Source organism: Cupriavidus alkaliphilus (assembly GCF_014191175.1).
Classification (GTDB): domain Bacteria; phylum Pseudomonadota; class Gammaproteobacteria; order Burkholderiales; family Burkholderiaceae; genus Cupriavidus; species Cupriavidus alkaliphilus.
This window is the reverse complement of sequence record NZ_JACHWE010000001.1, coordinates 740581-755252: the sequence shown is the minus strand read 5'-3', so window position 1 is coordinate 755252 and position 14672 is coordinate 740581. Positions and strand designations below refer to the sequence as shown.

The following is a 14672-nucleotide window of genomic DNA, read 5'->3' as shown; positions in this document are numbered from 1 at the left end:
TGGGTCATCCGGGCAGAAGCGGTATGACCTGCGCAATCGAACAACACCCGCGGACGACTGGGATCGGGATTGGCGGAAGCGCCACCCGAGACGCGGAAGTCGGGCCTGCAAGGAAGAGACAGCGTATGCGGGGCCCGGCAAGTGTCAGTCCCGCTGAGGTATGGGGACCAAGGTTCGGAAAGACAACGTTTGATGCGTTCTCTATTGCGCAAGCGATTCGCCTGCCCCGCTTGCCGCACCGCACGCCGGAAGGGTGGCCCGGCTGCCGTCGGCAAAGCAGCCCGCATTATAGGGTCAAATTTCCTGCCGCACGCGACTATCGCACAATTTATGCGGAACCGATTTGGGAAAACGCGACACAATCGTCCACGAATTGCGCCCGGGACCATTCAAGGTGCAATTTCCTGCCCTTTCCGGCGCCGCAGTGCACAACCGCGCCCGCACCACAAAGACAAACGCCCCGGCGGGGCCGGGGCGTCTGGAATTGCTGCACTGCGCAGCGGCGGACCAGCTTAGCGCTTGGCCACGTCCGGCACGTCGCGGGTAGCGGCGCCGACGAACAGCTGGCGCGGACGGCCGATCTTGTATTCCGGATCGGTGATCATCTCTTCCCACTGCGAGATCCAGCCCGGGGTACGGGCCAGCGCGAAGATGCAGGTGAACAGCGAGGTCGGGATGCCCAGCGCGCGCTGCACGATGCCCGAGTAGAAGTCGACGTTCGGGTACAGCTTGCGGCTGACGAAGTACTCGTCTTCCAGCGCGATCTTTTCCAGCTCCATGGCCAGCTTGAACAGCGGGTCGTTGTGCAGGCCCAGCTCGTTCAGCACTTCATGGCAGGTTTCGCGCATCAGCTTGGCGCGCGGATCGTAGTTCTTGTACACGCGGTGGCCGAAGCCCATCAGGCGCACGCCCGAGTTCTTGTCCTTCACCTGCTTGATGAACTCGCCGATGTTATCGACGCTGCCGATCTCTTCCAGCATCTTCAGCGCGGCTTCGTTGGCGCCGCCGTGGGCCGGACCCCACAGGCAGGCCACGCCGGCGGCGATGGCGGCGAACGGGTTGGTGCCCGACGAACCGGCCAGGCGCACGGTCGAGGTCGACGCGTTCTGCTCGTGGTCGGCGTGCAGGATGAAGATGCGGTCCAGCGCGCGCTCCAGCACCGGGTTCACGGTGTACGGTGCGCACGGCGTGCCGAACAGCATGCGCAGGAAGTTGCCCGAGTAGGACAGGTCGTTCTGCGGGTAGATGTACGGCTGGCCGATGTTGTACTTGTACGCCATGGCGACCATGGTCGGCATCTTGGCGATCAGGCGGATGGCCGAGATCTCGCGCTGGTGCGGATCATCGATGTCCATCGCGTCATGGTAGAACGCGCTCATGGCACCCACCAGGCCGGTCAGCACGGCCATCGGATGGGCATCGCGGCGGAAACCGCGCATGAAGAACTGCAGCTGCTCGTGAACCATGGTGTGGTTCATCACGTGGCCGACGAATTCTTCCTTCTGCTTGGCGTTGGGCAGCTCGCCCTTGAGCAGCAGGTAGCAGGTCTCGAGGTGGTCGCACTTCTGCGCCAGCTGCTCGATCGGGTAGCCGCGGTACAGCAGCTCGCCCTTGTCGCCGTCGATATAGGTGATCTTGGAATTGCACGAAGCCGTCGACATGAAACCGGGGTCGTAGGTGAACTTACCGGTTTGTCCGTACAGCTTGCGAATGTCGATCACGTCCGGGCCAACCGTACCCTTGTAGATCGGCAGCTCAACGCTGGGGGAACCATCGGAGAACGATAGCGTGGCTTTCACATCGGACGGCGTCATGTCGGATCCTTCAAATGCTGTGAATAATAATGTTGACCAAAACTCAGACCGTACGCAGCAGGGCGATGACTCGCTGCATCGGGGGCGTGTCGAGCTCACCGTCCAGTTCCTTGCGCGCAAGGAGCAGGTCCATCAACTCGTTGTCGCTGAGCTCGAACAGCTGGCTCAGCGCAGCCACATCCTCGTCGGACAGGCTCTCCTCGTAACGGTTGAAGAAACGTTCGACGATGATGTCGTTCTCCAGGAGGCCGCGGCGGGCACGCCAGCGCAACCGGGCGCGCTTGTGCGGATCGGCCTGATGGGAGAAGGTGGTGGCAGGACTCTCAGTCATGGCTTCCTACTTTCGGCGCGCCCGCCAGATATAGCCGCTCTGGCTGACGCGCCGCTTACTACTTAGACAGCCGCGGGATCAGACCGCGCGGCGGACCATCAGCTCCTTGATCTTGCCGATGGCCTTGGTCGGGTTCAGACCCTTCGGGCACACGTCGACGCAGTTCATGATGCTGTGGCAGCGGAACAGTCGGTACGGGTCGTTCAGGTTGTCCAGGCGCTCGCTGGTGGCCTGGTCGCGGCTGTCCGCGATGAAGCGGTAAGCCTGCAGCAGGCCGGCCGGGCCGACGAACTTGTCCGGGTTCCACCAGAACGACGGGCACGAGGTCGAGCAGCTGGCGCACAGAATGCACTCGTACAGGCCGTCCAGCTCGTCACGCTCTTCCGGCGACTGCAGGCGCTCTTTCTCGGGCGGCGGCTCGTCGTTGATCAGGAACGGCTTGATCGAGTTGTACTGCTTGAAGAAGTTCGTCATGTCGACGATCAGGTCGCGCACCACCGGCAGGCCGGGCAGCGGACGCAGCACGATGCGGTCCGGCAGCTCGCGCATGTTGGTCAGGCAGGCCAGGCCGTTCTTGCCGTTGATGTTCATCGCGTCCGAGCCGCACACGCCTTCGCGGCACGAGCGGCGGAACGAGATGGTCTCGTCCAGCTTCTTGAGCTTTACCAGCGCGTCCAGCAGCATGCGCTCGTGACCGTCCAGCTCGACCTCGTAGGTCTGCATGCGCGGCGCCGCATCCTTGTCCGGATCGTAGCGGTAGACTTCGAAAATACGCTTCATTTCTGTGGGTCCTGTTATCTCTACGATGCGGTGCTCAGAACGTGCGGGCCTTCGGCGGCACGCTTTCCACCGTCAGCGGTTCCATCTTCACCGGCTTGTAGTCGAGGCGGTTGCCTTCGCTGTAGAACAGCGTGTGCTTGAGCCAGTTCTGGTCGTCGCGGTTGGGGAAGTCGCTGTGCGCGTGGGCACCGCGCGATTCCTTGCGGGCGGCCGCCGAGATCATGGTGGCCTTGGCCACTTCCACCAGGTTGGCCACTTCCAGGGCTTCCACCAGCGCGGTGTTGAAGACCTTGGACTTGTCCTTCAGGTGGATGTTGTCGGCACGCTCGGACACTTCCAGGATGCGCTCGACGCCTTCGTCCATCAGCTTCTGGGTACGGAACACGCCGGCATGCGACTGCATGTTCTTGCGGATGTCGTTGGCGACATCCTGCGTGTACTCGCCCGACGACGAGGCCTGCAGCTTGGCCAGGCGCGACAGCGCGCGGTCGGCGGCATCGGCCGGCAGCGGCTTGTGTTCCTTCTGCTTCAGGTTCTGCGCGATGATGTGGTTGCCGGCGGCGCGGCCGAACACCACCAGGTCGAGCAGCGAGTTGGTGCCCAGGCGGTTGGCGCCGTGCACCGACACGCACGAGCATTCGCCGATCGCGTAGAAACCGTTGACGACCTCGTTCGGGTTGCCGTTCTTCGGCACCACTACCTGGCCGTGGTAGTTGGTCGGGATGCCGCCCATCTGGTAGTGGATGGTCGGGACCACCGGGATCGGTTCCTTGATCGCGTCGACGTTGGCGAACTTCAGGCCGATCTCGCGGATCGACGGCAGGCGCTTCATGATGGTCTCGGCGCCGACGTGGGTCAGGTCGAGCAGCACGTAGTCGCCGTTCGGGCCGCAGCCGCGGCCTTCCTTGATTTCCTGGTCCATCGAGCGCGAGACGAAGTCACGCGGCGCCAGGTCCTTCAGCGTCGGGGCATAGCGCTCCATGAAGCGCTCGCCGTCCTTGTTGCGCAGGATACCGCCCTCGCCGCGCACGCCTTCGGTGATCAGCACGCCCGCGCCGGCCACGCCGGTCGGGTGGAACTGCCAGAACTCCATGTCTTCCAGCGGCACGCCCGCGCGGGCGGCCATGCCCAGGCCGTCGCCGGTGTTGATGAAGGCGTTGGTGGAAGCGGCGTAGATGCGGCCGGCACCGCCGGTCGCGAACAGCGTGGTCTTGGCCTCGAGGATGTAGACCTCGCCGGTTTCCATTTCCAGCGCGGTCACGCCCACCACGTCGCCGTCCTGGTCGCGGATCAGGTCCAGCGCCATCCATTCGACGAAGAAGTGGGTCTTGGCGCGCACGTTGCGCTGGTACAGCGTGTGCAGCAGCGCGTGGCCGGTACGGTCGGCCGCGGCGCAGGCGCGCTGCACCGGCTTCTCGCCGTAGTTGGCGGTGTGGCCGCCGAACGGGCGCTGGTAGATGGTGCCGTCGGGGTTGCGGTCGAACGGCATGCCGAAGTGCTCGAGCTCGTACACGACCTTCGGCGCTTCCCGGCACATGAACTCGATCGCGTCCTGGTCACCCAGCCAGTCCGAGCCCTTGATGGTGTCGTAGAAGTGATAGTGCCAGTTGTCCTCGCTCATGTTGCCCAGCGAGGCACCGATGCCGCCCTGCGCCGCCACGGTGTGCGAGCGGGTCGGGAACACCTTGGACAGCACGGCCACGTTCAGGCCGGCTTCCGCGAGCTGGAGGGATGCGCGCATCCCGGCGCCGCCAGCACCGACGATGACCACGTCAAAGCGGCGACGCGGCAATCCAGTCTTGACTGCGACCATTTATTACACCCTCCAGAGAATCTGAGCAGCGTAGCCCGCGCAACCGACGAGCCACAGAATCGTAAGAACTTGCAGCACGAGGCGCACCGCCATCGGCTTCACATAGTCCATCCAGATATCGCGCACGCCGATCCAGGCGTGATACAGCAGCGACAGAATGGTCAGGAACGTGATGATCTTCATCCACTGGTTGGCGAAGAGCCCTGCCCACGCTTCATACGAAGCGCCGTTCGACAGCAGGAAGGCAATCGCCAGGATCACGGTGAAGACCACCATGACCACGGCGGTGACGCGTTGCGCGAGCCAGTCTTTCAGACCGTAGTGCGCACCGACGACAAGACGCTTGGGACCGATATTGTTATTTGCCACCTTGATTCTCCTCAGAACAGGCCGAACAGCTTCAGGCCGAAAATCAGGGTAAGCAGCAGGCTCACAACCAGCACGCTGATGGCAGACTTGGCCGAGGCGGGCTTGGAGACACCAACGTGCACATCCAGCAGCAGGAAGCGAATCCCGGCGCAGAAGTGATGCAGATAACCCCAGATCAGGGCCAGCACAACCAGCTTGACAAAGCCGCCGGACAGAAGGGCCGAGAACTTTGCGAAGCTCAGTTCGGAGGTGATGCTCTGCTCAAACAGATACAGGACGAAGGGAAGGAGGAGGAACATCAGTGCACCGCTCACGCGATGCAGGATGGATACCTTGCCGGCCCAGGGCAACCGGTATTTCGCGATCTGCGAAATACCGATATTCCGGAACTCCGGCCTGGCTTGTTTGACGGCTTCAGCCATGCGAGACCCCATTAGCGGTAAACAAAGAAACGAAACTGCCATTGCCTGCATGCAACGGGATGCATTAGGGCAAATCCATGAGATTTTAGCGCCTTTGTTGCGCGCTGCACCAATAATTTTCTGCTATCACACCCCGACAAGCGCCGCCCGACAATCGCACACAAAGCACATTGGACGGCCCGCGCCCCGCGACAACCTCCGCGTCGCGCAACAGACGGCATTTCCATGGCCAACCGACAATAACCAGCGCGCGTGCAGGGGGCGGCGCCGCGTTTCAGCTCAGGTCGTTCTGGTAATAGTGCCGGGTCGTGACATAAAGCCCACGGCGCACTTCCACGGGACGGTCGCCATAGGTGTAGGAAACGCGCTCGACCGACAACAGCGGCGAGCCCACCGGCACGGACAGCAGCCCGGCCGCGGTTTCATCGGCCGGCACGGCGCGGATTTTCTCCGAGGCGCGGATCATGCGCGTACCGAATTCGGCCTCGAACAATGCATACATGGGCCCCTTCCACTCGGTCAGCTTTTCCGCGGTCAAGCCCTTGAAGTTGGCGCCGAGCAGCCAGATTTCGTCCAGCACGGTCGATTCGCCGGAGAAAGTCAGCACCCGGCGGATCTGCACCACGCTGTCGCCGGTGCGGATGTCGAGCAGCCGCGCGATCTCGGCCGGGGCGCGCAGGCGCTTGCATTCCAGCACATGGCTGGCGCCATAATGGGGTTCGCCCTCGTCCGGGACGAGGCGCAGGAAGCGGAACTTGACCACGTCTTCATGGTGCGTGGTCACGAAGGTGCCCTTGCCCTGGCGGCGCGCCACCAGGTTTTCGGCGGCCAGTTCGTCGATGGCCTTGCGCACCGTGCCCTGGCTGACCTTGTAGCGCGACGCCAGCTCCATCTCGCTGGGAATCATCTCGCCCGGCTTCCATTCGCCGGATTGCAGGCTGCGCGTGATCAGCGCCTTGATCTGCTGGTAAAGCGGGCTGAACGTGGGCGATGGCACTGACTGCAGACCAGGAGCGGGACCAGAAGCGGCACCAGTTGGCGGGGCGGCCTGCGGCGCGGCGGCCGGCGCGGGCGCCGGCGGCGAAAGCGGCTGCGTCCCGGCGCCAGGCGTGGCGGCGCCAGATTCCTGCGCGCCGGGTGTGGCTGCGCCGGTCAGGGACGTAGGCAGGGAGGACATAGCGCGATTTCACCACAAAAGGGCGAGTAACGTCCAGCCTTACGTTAATTGTCTTATGTCTTATATAAGACATATGAATTGACAGGATAGAGAGGCCAGGCCTACACTCGCGCTGGTCCACGCCCGCGATCGCCCGCCTCCAGGCCCGCCAGCTGCCGCCCCAGGGCGGAAATGTACCGCGTCCGCGGCGGCACGGTCTGGAAATGGCGCCTCGCTTCGCAGTAGACTAACGCTTTGTTGCATCACCATGACCCGTTGTGGCTCTCCCCCACCGGCCCCGCCACCTGGCTCCGGCGGACGGCCGCTCCCCGCTGTGGCGACAACCAGCACCCGGTGACACACCGCGCGCCTCTGCATGGCGCCGGCGCGCCACCGACCGGCATCCCCCCTTCTATCGTTTGGAGATTTACTCATGGCTAAAGCCCCAATGCGCGTCGCAGTGACCGGCGCCGCTGGCCAGATCGGCTACTCCCTGCTGTTCCGCATCGCCAACGGCGACATGCTGGGCAAAGACCAGCCGGTCATCCTCCAACTGCTCGACCTCCCGCAAGCCCAGCAAGCCGTCAAGGGCGTGGTGATGGAGCTGGAAGACTGCGCGTTCCCGCTGCTGGCCGGCGTGGTCATCACCGATGACCCCAAGGTTGCCTTCAAGGACGCCGACGTGGCCCTGCTGGTGGGCGCCCGTCCGCGCAGCAAGGGCATGGAGCGCAAGGACCTGCTCGAAGCCAACGCCCAGATCTTCACGGTGCAGGGCAAGGCGCTGGACGAAGTCGCCAGCCGCAACGTCAAGGTGCTGGTGGTCGGCAACCCGGCCAACACCAACGCCTACATCGCCATGAAGTCGGCCCCCAACCTGCCGCGCGAGAACTTCACCGCGATGCTGCGCCTGGACCACAACCGCGCGCTGTCGCAGATCGCCGCCAAGACCGGCAAGCCGGTGTCGTCGATCGAGAAGCTGTTCGTGTGGGGCAACCACAGCCCGACCATGTACGCCGACTACCGCTACGCCACCGTCGACGGCCAGAGCGTCAAGGACCTGATCAACGACCCGGTGTGGAACAACGACGTGTTCCTGCCGACCGTCGGCAAGCGCGGCGCCGCCATCATCGAGGCCCGTGGCCTGTCGTCGGCCGCCTCGGCCGCCAACGCCGCCATCGACCACGTGCGCGACTGGGTGCTGGGCAGCAACGGCAAGGTCGTCACCATGGGCATCCCGTCCAACGGTGAGTACGGCATCCCGGCCGACACCATGTTCGGCTACCCGGTGACCACCGCCAACGGCAAGTACGAAATCGTCAAGGGTCTGGAGATCGACGCCTACAGCCAGGAAAAGATCAACATCACCCTGAATGAACTGGAAGAAGAAAAGGCCGGCGTGCAGCATCTGCTGGGCTGATCTTCCGAACGCTCGAAAAAAGGACCGGGGTTCCGCAACGATTCAAGAATCGGCGCGGACCCCGGTTTTTTCATAGGCAGCGCCCAGGCGCCCTGCCCTGTCCGCCAACTTCAACTTCCCGAATCCACGTGCATCCTTCCGAGGTCTTGTTCCAGGGCGAAGCCATCCCGGTCCAGTTGCCGGTGTGTGACCATTACGCGGGCAGCGAAAAGCTCATGCGCAAGTCGCTGGCCCTGCAACAAGAGCTTGGCCCGGTCTTCGACATCACCTTCGACTGCGAGGACGGCGCCGCCGTGGGCCACGAGCACGAGCACGCCGAACTGTGCGCGCAACTGGTCAACGGCCCGCTCAATGCCCACAACCGCGTGGGCGTGCGCATCCATGACCCGGCCCACCCCAGCTGGCGCCAGGACGTCGACGTGCTGGTGCGCGCCGCCGGGGCGCGGCTGGCCTATGTGGTGGTGCCCAAGGTCACCGACGTGGTCGAGGTGGCGCGCGTGACCGACCATGTCAACCAGGTCGCGCGCAGCGCCGGCATTGCCCGCCATATCCCGATCCATGTGCTGATCGAAACCCATGCCGCGCTGGAGCAGGCCTTCGATATCGCCGCGCTGGTGCAGGTGGAATGCCTGAGCTTCGGCCTGATGGACTTTGTCTCGGCGCACCATGGCGCGATCCCCGGCGAGGCCATGCGCTCGCCGCAGCAGTTCGAGCACCCGCTGGTGCGCCGCGCCATGCTGGAAATCTCGGCCGCGTGCCACCGCCACGGCAAGGTGCCGTCGCACAACGTCAGCACCGACGTGCAGGCGCCGCAGCGCGCCGGCGACGATGCGCTGCGCGCGCGCTGCGAATTCGGCTACCTGCGCAAGTGGAGCATCCATCCGGGCCAGATCGCCCCGATCGTGGCGGCGTTCCGCCCCGGCGCCGAAGAAATCGGCGCGGCCAGCCAGATCCTGCTGGCCGCGCACGAGAACAACTGGGCGCCGATCCGCCATGAAGGGCAGCTGCACGACCGCGCCAGCTACCGCTATTACTGGTCGCTGCTGCAGCGCGCGCAGGCCACCGGCACGCCGCTGCCGGCCAATGTGGAAGCGCTGTTCTTCGGCTGAAGCCGGTCCACGAACCCATCCCATCATCATCCGCAGTGCCCAAGGAGACACGGATGCCTGCCTCGAAGCTCGCCGCGACCGACCCCACGCCCGACCCCGCACCCGACACCGGGGCCAGCGCGCCGGCGGCGCCGCGGGCCAAGAAATCCGTCGCGCTGTCGGGCGTGACCGCCGGCAATACCGCGCTGTGCACCGTCGGCCGTACCGGCAACGACCTGCACTACCGTGGCTACGACATTCTCGATATCGCCGAGACCTGCGAGTTCGAGGAAATCGCCCACCTGCTGGTGCACGGCAAGCTGCCGACCAAGTCCGAGCTGTCCGCCTACAAGGCCAGGCTGAAGAGCCTGCGTGGCCTGCCGGCCAATGTGAAGGCGGCGCTGGAATGGGTGCCCGCCAGCGCGCACCCGATGGACGTGATGCGCACCGGCGTGTCGGTGCTCGGCACGGTGCTGCCGGAGAAGGAAGACCACAACACCCCGGGCGCGCGCGACATCGCCGACCGGCTGATGGCCAGCCTCGGCTCGATGCTGCTGTACTGGTACCACTACAGCCACAACGGCCGCCGCATCGAGGTGGAGACCGACGACGACTCGATCGGCGGCCACTTCCTGCACCTGCTGCACGGCGAGAAGCCGTCGGCGCTGTGGGAGCGCGCCATGAACACCTCGCTCAACCTGTATGCCGAGCACGAGTTCAACGCCTCGACCTTCACCGCGCGCGTGATCGCCGGCACGGGTTCCGACATGTACTCGTCGATCGCCGGCGCGATCGGCGCGCTGCGCGGCCCCAAGCACGGCGGCGCCAACGAGGTCGCGTTCGAGATCCAGAAGCGCTACGACAACCCGGACGAGGCCCAGGCCGACATCACCCGCCGCGTCGAAAACAAGGAAGTCGTGATCGGCTTCGGCCACCCGGTGTACACCACCGGCGACCCGCGCAACCAGGTGATCAAGGACGTCGCCAGGCGGCTGTCGAAGGACGCCGGCTCGATGAAGATGTTCGACATCGCCGAGCGGCTCGAAACCGTGATGTGGGACATCAAGAAGATGTTCCCCAACCTGGACTGGTTCAGCGCGGTCAGCTACCACATGATGGGCGTGCCCACCGCGATGTTCACGCCGCTGTTCGTGATCTCGCGCACCTCGGGCTGGGCCGCGCACATCATCGAGCAGCGCATCGACAACAAGATCATCCGCCCCAGCGCCAACTACACCGGGCCGGAGAACCTGAAGTTCGTGCCGATCAAGCATCGCAAGTAAAACCGCGCAAGTGAAGCCGGCCCAACAGCGGCGCCGATTATGTAACCAAAGCCCAGAGCACTACGCCGCCCCGGCCAAATCGTAGAGAATAGCGGCGGCAATGATCCCAGCGCCGCCCGCCTGCCGGCGGCACATGACCATCACTCGATTTCAGTATCCGAAAGGCACTCACAAAATGAAACATCTTGTCCTTGCCGCCTGCATCGGCGCCTTCAGCCTGACCACCGCCACCGCCGTGATGGCGCAGGAGCCGGCCAAGAAGACCACCACCAAGAAGAAGTCGTCGACCAAGAAGAAGGCCGCCGCAGGCGCAGCCGCCGCGGCCGGCACCGCTGCCGCGGTGGCACCGAGCGGCGAGAAGTGGCAGTGCGAGCTGGGCAACAGCCTGTATATCGCCGGCGACATGCTGCGCGACGAGGTCCTGACCCTGCACTGGCAAGGCCGCGACTACAAGCTGCCGCGCCAGGCCACCGTGACCGGCGCCGACCGCTACTACGACGCCCGCACCGGCCTGGACCTGGTGGTGATCCCGAGCAAGGCCATGCTGTTCAACAAGAACCTGGGCCAGCGCCTGGCCGACGACTGCCAGAGCGCCGCCATGCAGGCCGGTGCCGCGGCCCCGACCCAGGCCGGCGGCCTGCGCGCGCCGGCGACCTCGCCGCTGCTGGTCACGCCCCCGGGCGGCCCGACCCAGGTGCCGGGCGGTCCGCTGCTGCAGACCGAAGGCGGTCAGCAGCCCGCCGCGCCCAAGCAGTAAGTCCTTGACGGGGGCGCTGGCGGCCGCATGAGTGGCCGCCAGCGCCCTTTTTGCCTTGCCGGGGCGGTTCTTCCCGGCCGGGCAGGCGGTCGCGCCGGGGGTGGTTTGACCGGCGGGTTGCCGCGCCGGGTGGCGGCGACGCCGCGCGGCGGTTAGAGTATGCAGTTGCAGTGCGCTGCCGGCCTCGGACCGCGGTCATCACCGCGGCAGCGCATCGGGGTCCCGAGTCAGGTCCGAGCCAAATGCATCGCATCATCCTTCGATCGGAGTACGGCAATGCCCCACAACCTCAAGAACACGCTAAAAGAATTCAGCATCGGCTCTTCCGGCAAGGGCCAGTATTACTCCCTGCCCAAGTTGGGCGAGGCACTGGACCTGGACATCGGCCGCCTGCCGGTGTCGATCCGCGTGGTGCTGGAATCGGTGCTGCGCAACTGCGACGGCAAGAAAGTCACCGAGGAACACGTCCGCCAGCTGGCCAACTGGAAGCCCAACGCCGAGCGCGTCGACGAGATCCCCTTCGTGGTGGCGCGCGTGGTCTTGCAGGACTTCACCGGCGTGCCGCTGCTGGCCGACCTGGCGGCGATGCGCAACGTCGCCGAGAAGATGGGCAAGAACCCCAAGCAGATCGAGCCGCTGGTGCCGGTCGACCTGGTGGTCGACCACTCGGTGCAGATCGACCACTTCCGCGAAAAGAAGGCGCTGGACCTGAACATGCAGCTGGAATTCCAGCGCAACAACGAGCGCTACCAGTTCATGAAGTGGGGCATGCAGGCCTTCGACACCTTCGGCGTGGTGCAGCCGGGCTTCGGCATCGTGCACCAGGTCAACCTGGAATACCTGGCGCGCGGCGTGCACCGGAAGGACGGCGTCTACTACCCTGACACGCTGGTCGGCACCGATTCGCACACCACCATGATCAACGGCATCGGCGTGGTCGGCTGGGGCGTCGGCGGCATCGAGGCCGAGGCCGGCATGCTGGGCCAGCCGGTGTACTTCCTGACGCCGGACGTGGTCGGCGTGGAACTCAAGGGCCGGCTGCGCGAAGGCGTGACCGCCACCGACCTGGTGCTGACCATCACCGAGATGCTGCGCAAGGAGAAGGTGGTGGGCAAGTTCGTCGAGTTCTTCGGCGAAGGCACCGCCAGCCTGGCCCTGCCCGACCGCGCCACCATCGGCAACATGGCGCCCGAATACGGCGCCACCATGGGCTTCTTCCCGGTGGACGAGAAGACCATCGAATACTTCCGCGGCACCGGCCGCACCGACGAGGAAATCGCCGCGTTCGAGGGCTATTTCCGCGCGCAGGACATGTTCGGCATCCCCGTGGCCGGCGAGATCGACTACAGCAAGGTGGTGACGCTGGACCTGGCCACGGTGGCGCCGTCGCTGGCGGGGCCGAAGCGCCCGCAGGACCGCATCGAGATCGGCAACGTCAAGAGCACCTTTGCCTCGCTGTTCAGCAAGCCGGTGGCCGAGAACGGCTTCAACAAGGACGCCGCCGAGCTGGGCCGCAGCTACAGCACCGCCGACGGCATCGAAGTGCGCAACGGCGACGTGCTGATCGCCGCCATCACCTCGTGCACCAACACCTCCAATCCCAGCGTGCTGCTGGGCGCCGGCCTGCTGGCCAAGAAGGCGGTGGAAGCCGGCCTGACCGTGGCGCCGCACATCAAGACCTCGCTGGCGCCTGGCAGCCGCGTGGTCACCGAATACCTGAAGGCCGCGGGCTTGCTGCCGTACCTGGAACAGCTGGGCTTCGGCGTGACCGCCTACGGCTGCACCACCTGCATCGGCAATGCCGGCGATCTGTCGCCGGAACTGAACGAGGCCATCACCAGCAACGACCTGGTCGCGGCCGCGGTGCTGTCGGGCAACCGCAATTTCGAGGCCCGCATCCACCCCAACATCCGCGCCAACTTCCTGGCCTCGCCGCCGCTGGTGGTGGCCTATGCCATCGCCGGCAACGTCACGCGCGACCTCATGACCGAGCCGGTCGGCAAGGGCAAGGACGGCCGCGACATCTGGCTGGGCGACATCTGGCCAAGCTCGGAAGAGATCCACGCGCTGATGAAGTACGCGATGGACGCCAAGACCTTCAAGGGCAACTACGAGCAGGTCAAGAAGCCGAGCAAGCTGTGGGGCGCGATCCAGGGCACCAAGGGCCAGGTCTACGACTGGCCCCGCTCGACCTATATCGCCGAGCCGCCGTTCTTCCACGATTTCAGCATGGAGCCGTCGGCGGCCTCGGCCAGCGTGCGCGGCGCGCGTGCGCTGGGCATCTTCGGCGATTCGGTGACCACCGACCACATCTCGCCGGCGGGCTCGATCAAGGACACGTCGCCGGCGGGCAAGTACCTGCTGTCGCACGGCGTGCTCAAGGCCGACTTCAACAGCTACGGCTCGCGCCGCGGCAACCATGAGGTGATGATGCGCGGCACCTTCGCCAACGTGCGCATCAAGAACCTGATGATCCCGCCGACGGCCGACGGCGCGCGCGTGGAAGGCGGCATCACCATCCACCAGCCCACCGGCGAGCAGATGTCGATCTATGACGCGGCGATGAAGTATGTCGCCGAGGGCACGCCCACGGTGGTGTTCGGCGGCGAAGAGTACGGCACCGGCTCGTCGCGCGACTGGGCCGCCAAGGGCACGCAGCTGCTGGGCGTGAAGGCCGTGATTGCGCGCAGCTTCGAGCGTATCCACCGCTCCAACCTGGTCGGCATGGGCGTGCTGCCGCTGCAGTTCAAGGGCGCCGACAGCGCCCAGACGCTCGGCATCACCGGCAACGAGACCTTCGACATCGAAGGCACGGGTATGGACAACCCCGGCGATCTGAAGCCGCAGCAGGACGTGGTGCTGGTGATCAAGCGCGCCAATGGCGACGTGCAGCGCGTGCCGGTGCTGCTGCGCATCGATACGCCGATCGAGGTCGACTACTACAACCACGGCGGCATCCTGCCGTTCGTGCTGCGCCAGCTGCTGGCCGCCTGAGCGCCCTGCGCGCCATGGACGCCGCCTGTCCTGCCCTTCCGAGGGCGTGGCGGGCGGCGTTTTTCATTGACGTCTGCGACCCGGGCATCACCTGGAGCGCCACCGGGCGCGTGTAAGTTCCACGCAAGCCATGGCTGTCAAACTGTGGTGCACAACAACGGTCGAATGACCGGAAGCCGGACCCCGGCATCACCCAGAACCAGGAGACACCATGGTCAAGATCCTCATCGCATTCATCGTGGTCGCCGGCGCGGCCCTCTACCTGCTGACCAAGGGCGGCAGCGACGTTTCCATTTCCGGCGAGTCGCACAGCGTCGAAAGCCACGCGCCCGCGGCCCCCGCAGCGTCCGCTCCGGCCGAGAAATAAGCGCGGCGGGGCGTAGCGTCCACATCGACCGCACGCATATAGCGGTCTCCCTGTCAACGCAACGAGTAGAATACCGTTTTA

13 protein-coding genes are annotated in these 14672 nt (G+C 65.2%); 6 read left to right on the top strand and 7 right to left on the bottom strand.

Annotated features, from left to right (window positions below):
- Window positions 1-512: 512 nt before the first annotated feature.
- From gltA to FHX60_RS03565, 7 genes are all read right to left on the bottom strand, one after another.
- Window positions 513-1814 carry a citrate synthase gene (gltA, locus tag FHX60_RS03595; RefSeq protein ID WP_092309742.1) on the bottom strand — a complete coding sequence of 434 codons (1302 nt, stop codon included), beginning with the start codon at window positions 1812-1814 and terminating at the stop codon, window positions 513-515.
- A 43-nt stretch (window positions 1815-1857) separates the two neighbouring features.
- Entirely contained in the window at window positions 1858-2145 is a 288-nt protein-coding gene (locus FHX60_RS03590; protein ID WP_012353370.1) for an FAD assembly factor SdhE, read from the bottom strand.
- 78 nt (window positions 2146-2223) lie between these two features.
- Window positions 2224-2925 (bottom strand): succinate dehydrogenase iron-sulfur subunit, encoded by a 702-nt coding sequence (locus FHX60_RS03585; protein ID WP_011298473.1) that lies wholly within the window; start codon window positions 2923-2925, stop codon window positions 2224-2226.
- Window positions 2926-2959: 34 nt separating this feature from the next.
- Window positions 2960-4738 (bottom strand): succinate dehydrogenase flavoprotein subunit, encoded by a 1779-nt coding sequence (gene sdhA, locus FHX60_RS03580; RefSeq protein ID WP_092309745.1) that lies wholly within the window; start codon window positions 4736-4738, stop codon window positions 2960-2962.
- A gap of 3 nt (window positions 4739-4741) precedes the next feature.
- Entirely contained in the window at window positions 4742-5107 is a 366-nt protein-coding gene (sdhD, locus tag FHX60_RS03575) for a succinate dehydrogenase, hydrophobic membrane anchor protein (RefSeq protein ID WP_012353372.1), read from the bottom strand.
- Window positions 5108-5118: 11 nt separating this feature from the next.
- Window positions 5119-5529 (bottom strand): succinate dehydrogenase, cytochrome b556 subunit, encoded by a 411-nt coding sequence (gene sdhC / locus FHX60_RS03570; RefSeq protein ID WP_012353373.1) that lies wholly within the window; start codon window positions 5527-5529, stop codon window positions 5119-5121.
- Between the two features lie 274 nt (window positions 5530-5803).
- Window positions 5804-6706, bottom strand: a complete 903-nt coding sequence (locus tag FHX60_RS03565; protein WP_092309751.1) for a GntR family transcriptional regulator — start codon at window positions 6704-6706, stop codon at window positions 5804-5806.
- 412 nt (window positions 6707-7118) lie between these two features.
- Here FHX60_RS03565 and FHX60_RS03560 point away from each other — a divergent pair, with 412 nt between their 5' ends.
- From FHX60_RS03560 to FHX60_RS03535, 6 genes are all read left to right on the top strand, one after another.
- On the top strand, window positions 7119-8102 hold the full coding sequence (locus FHX60_RS03560) for a malate dehydrogenase (protein WP_092309754.1): 984 nt from the start codon (window positions 7119-7121) through the stop codon (window positions 8100-8102).
- A gap of 128 nt (window positions 8103-8230) precedes the next feature.
- A complete protein-coding gene (locus FHX60_RS03555; RefSeq protein ID WP_092309757.1) occupies window positions 8231-9211 on the top strand; it encodes an HpcH/HpaI aldolase/citrate lyase family protein in 981 nt (326 codons plus the stop codon).
- Between the two features lie 53 nt (window positions 9212-9264).
- Window positions 9265-10473, top strand: coding sequence for a bifunctional 2-methylcitrate synthase/citrate synthase (gene prpC / locus FHX60_RS03550; RefSeq protein WP_183282565.1), 1209 nt, complete (start codon window positions 9265-9267; stop codon window positions 10471-10473).
- A 175-nt stretch (window positions 10474-10648) separates the two neighbouring features.
- On the top strand, window positions 10649-11230 hold the full coding sequence (locus FHX60_RS03545; protein ID WP_183282564.1) for a hypothetical protein: 582 nt from the start codon (window positions 10649-10651) through the stop codon (window positions 11228-11230).
- Window positions 11231-11506: 276 nt separating this feature from the next.
- Entirely contained in the window at window positions 11507-14224 is a 2718-nt protein-coding gene (gene acnA / locus FHX60_RS03540) for an aconitate hydratase AcnA (RefSeq protein ID WP_183282563.1), read from the top strand.
- Between the two features lie 211 nt (window positions 14225-14435).
- A complete protein-coding gene (locus tag FHX60_RS03535; RefSeq protein ID WP_165835099.1) occupies window positions 14436-14591 on the top strand; it encodes a hypothetical protein in 156 nt (51 codons plus the stop codon).
- Window positions 14592-14672 lie beyond the last annotated feature (81 nt).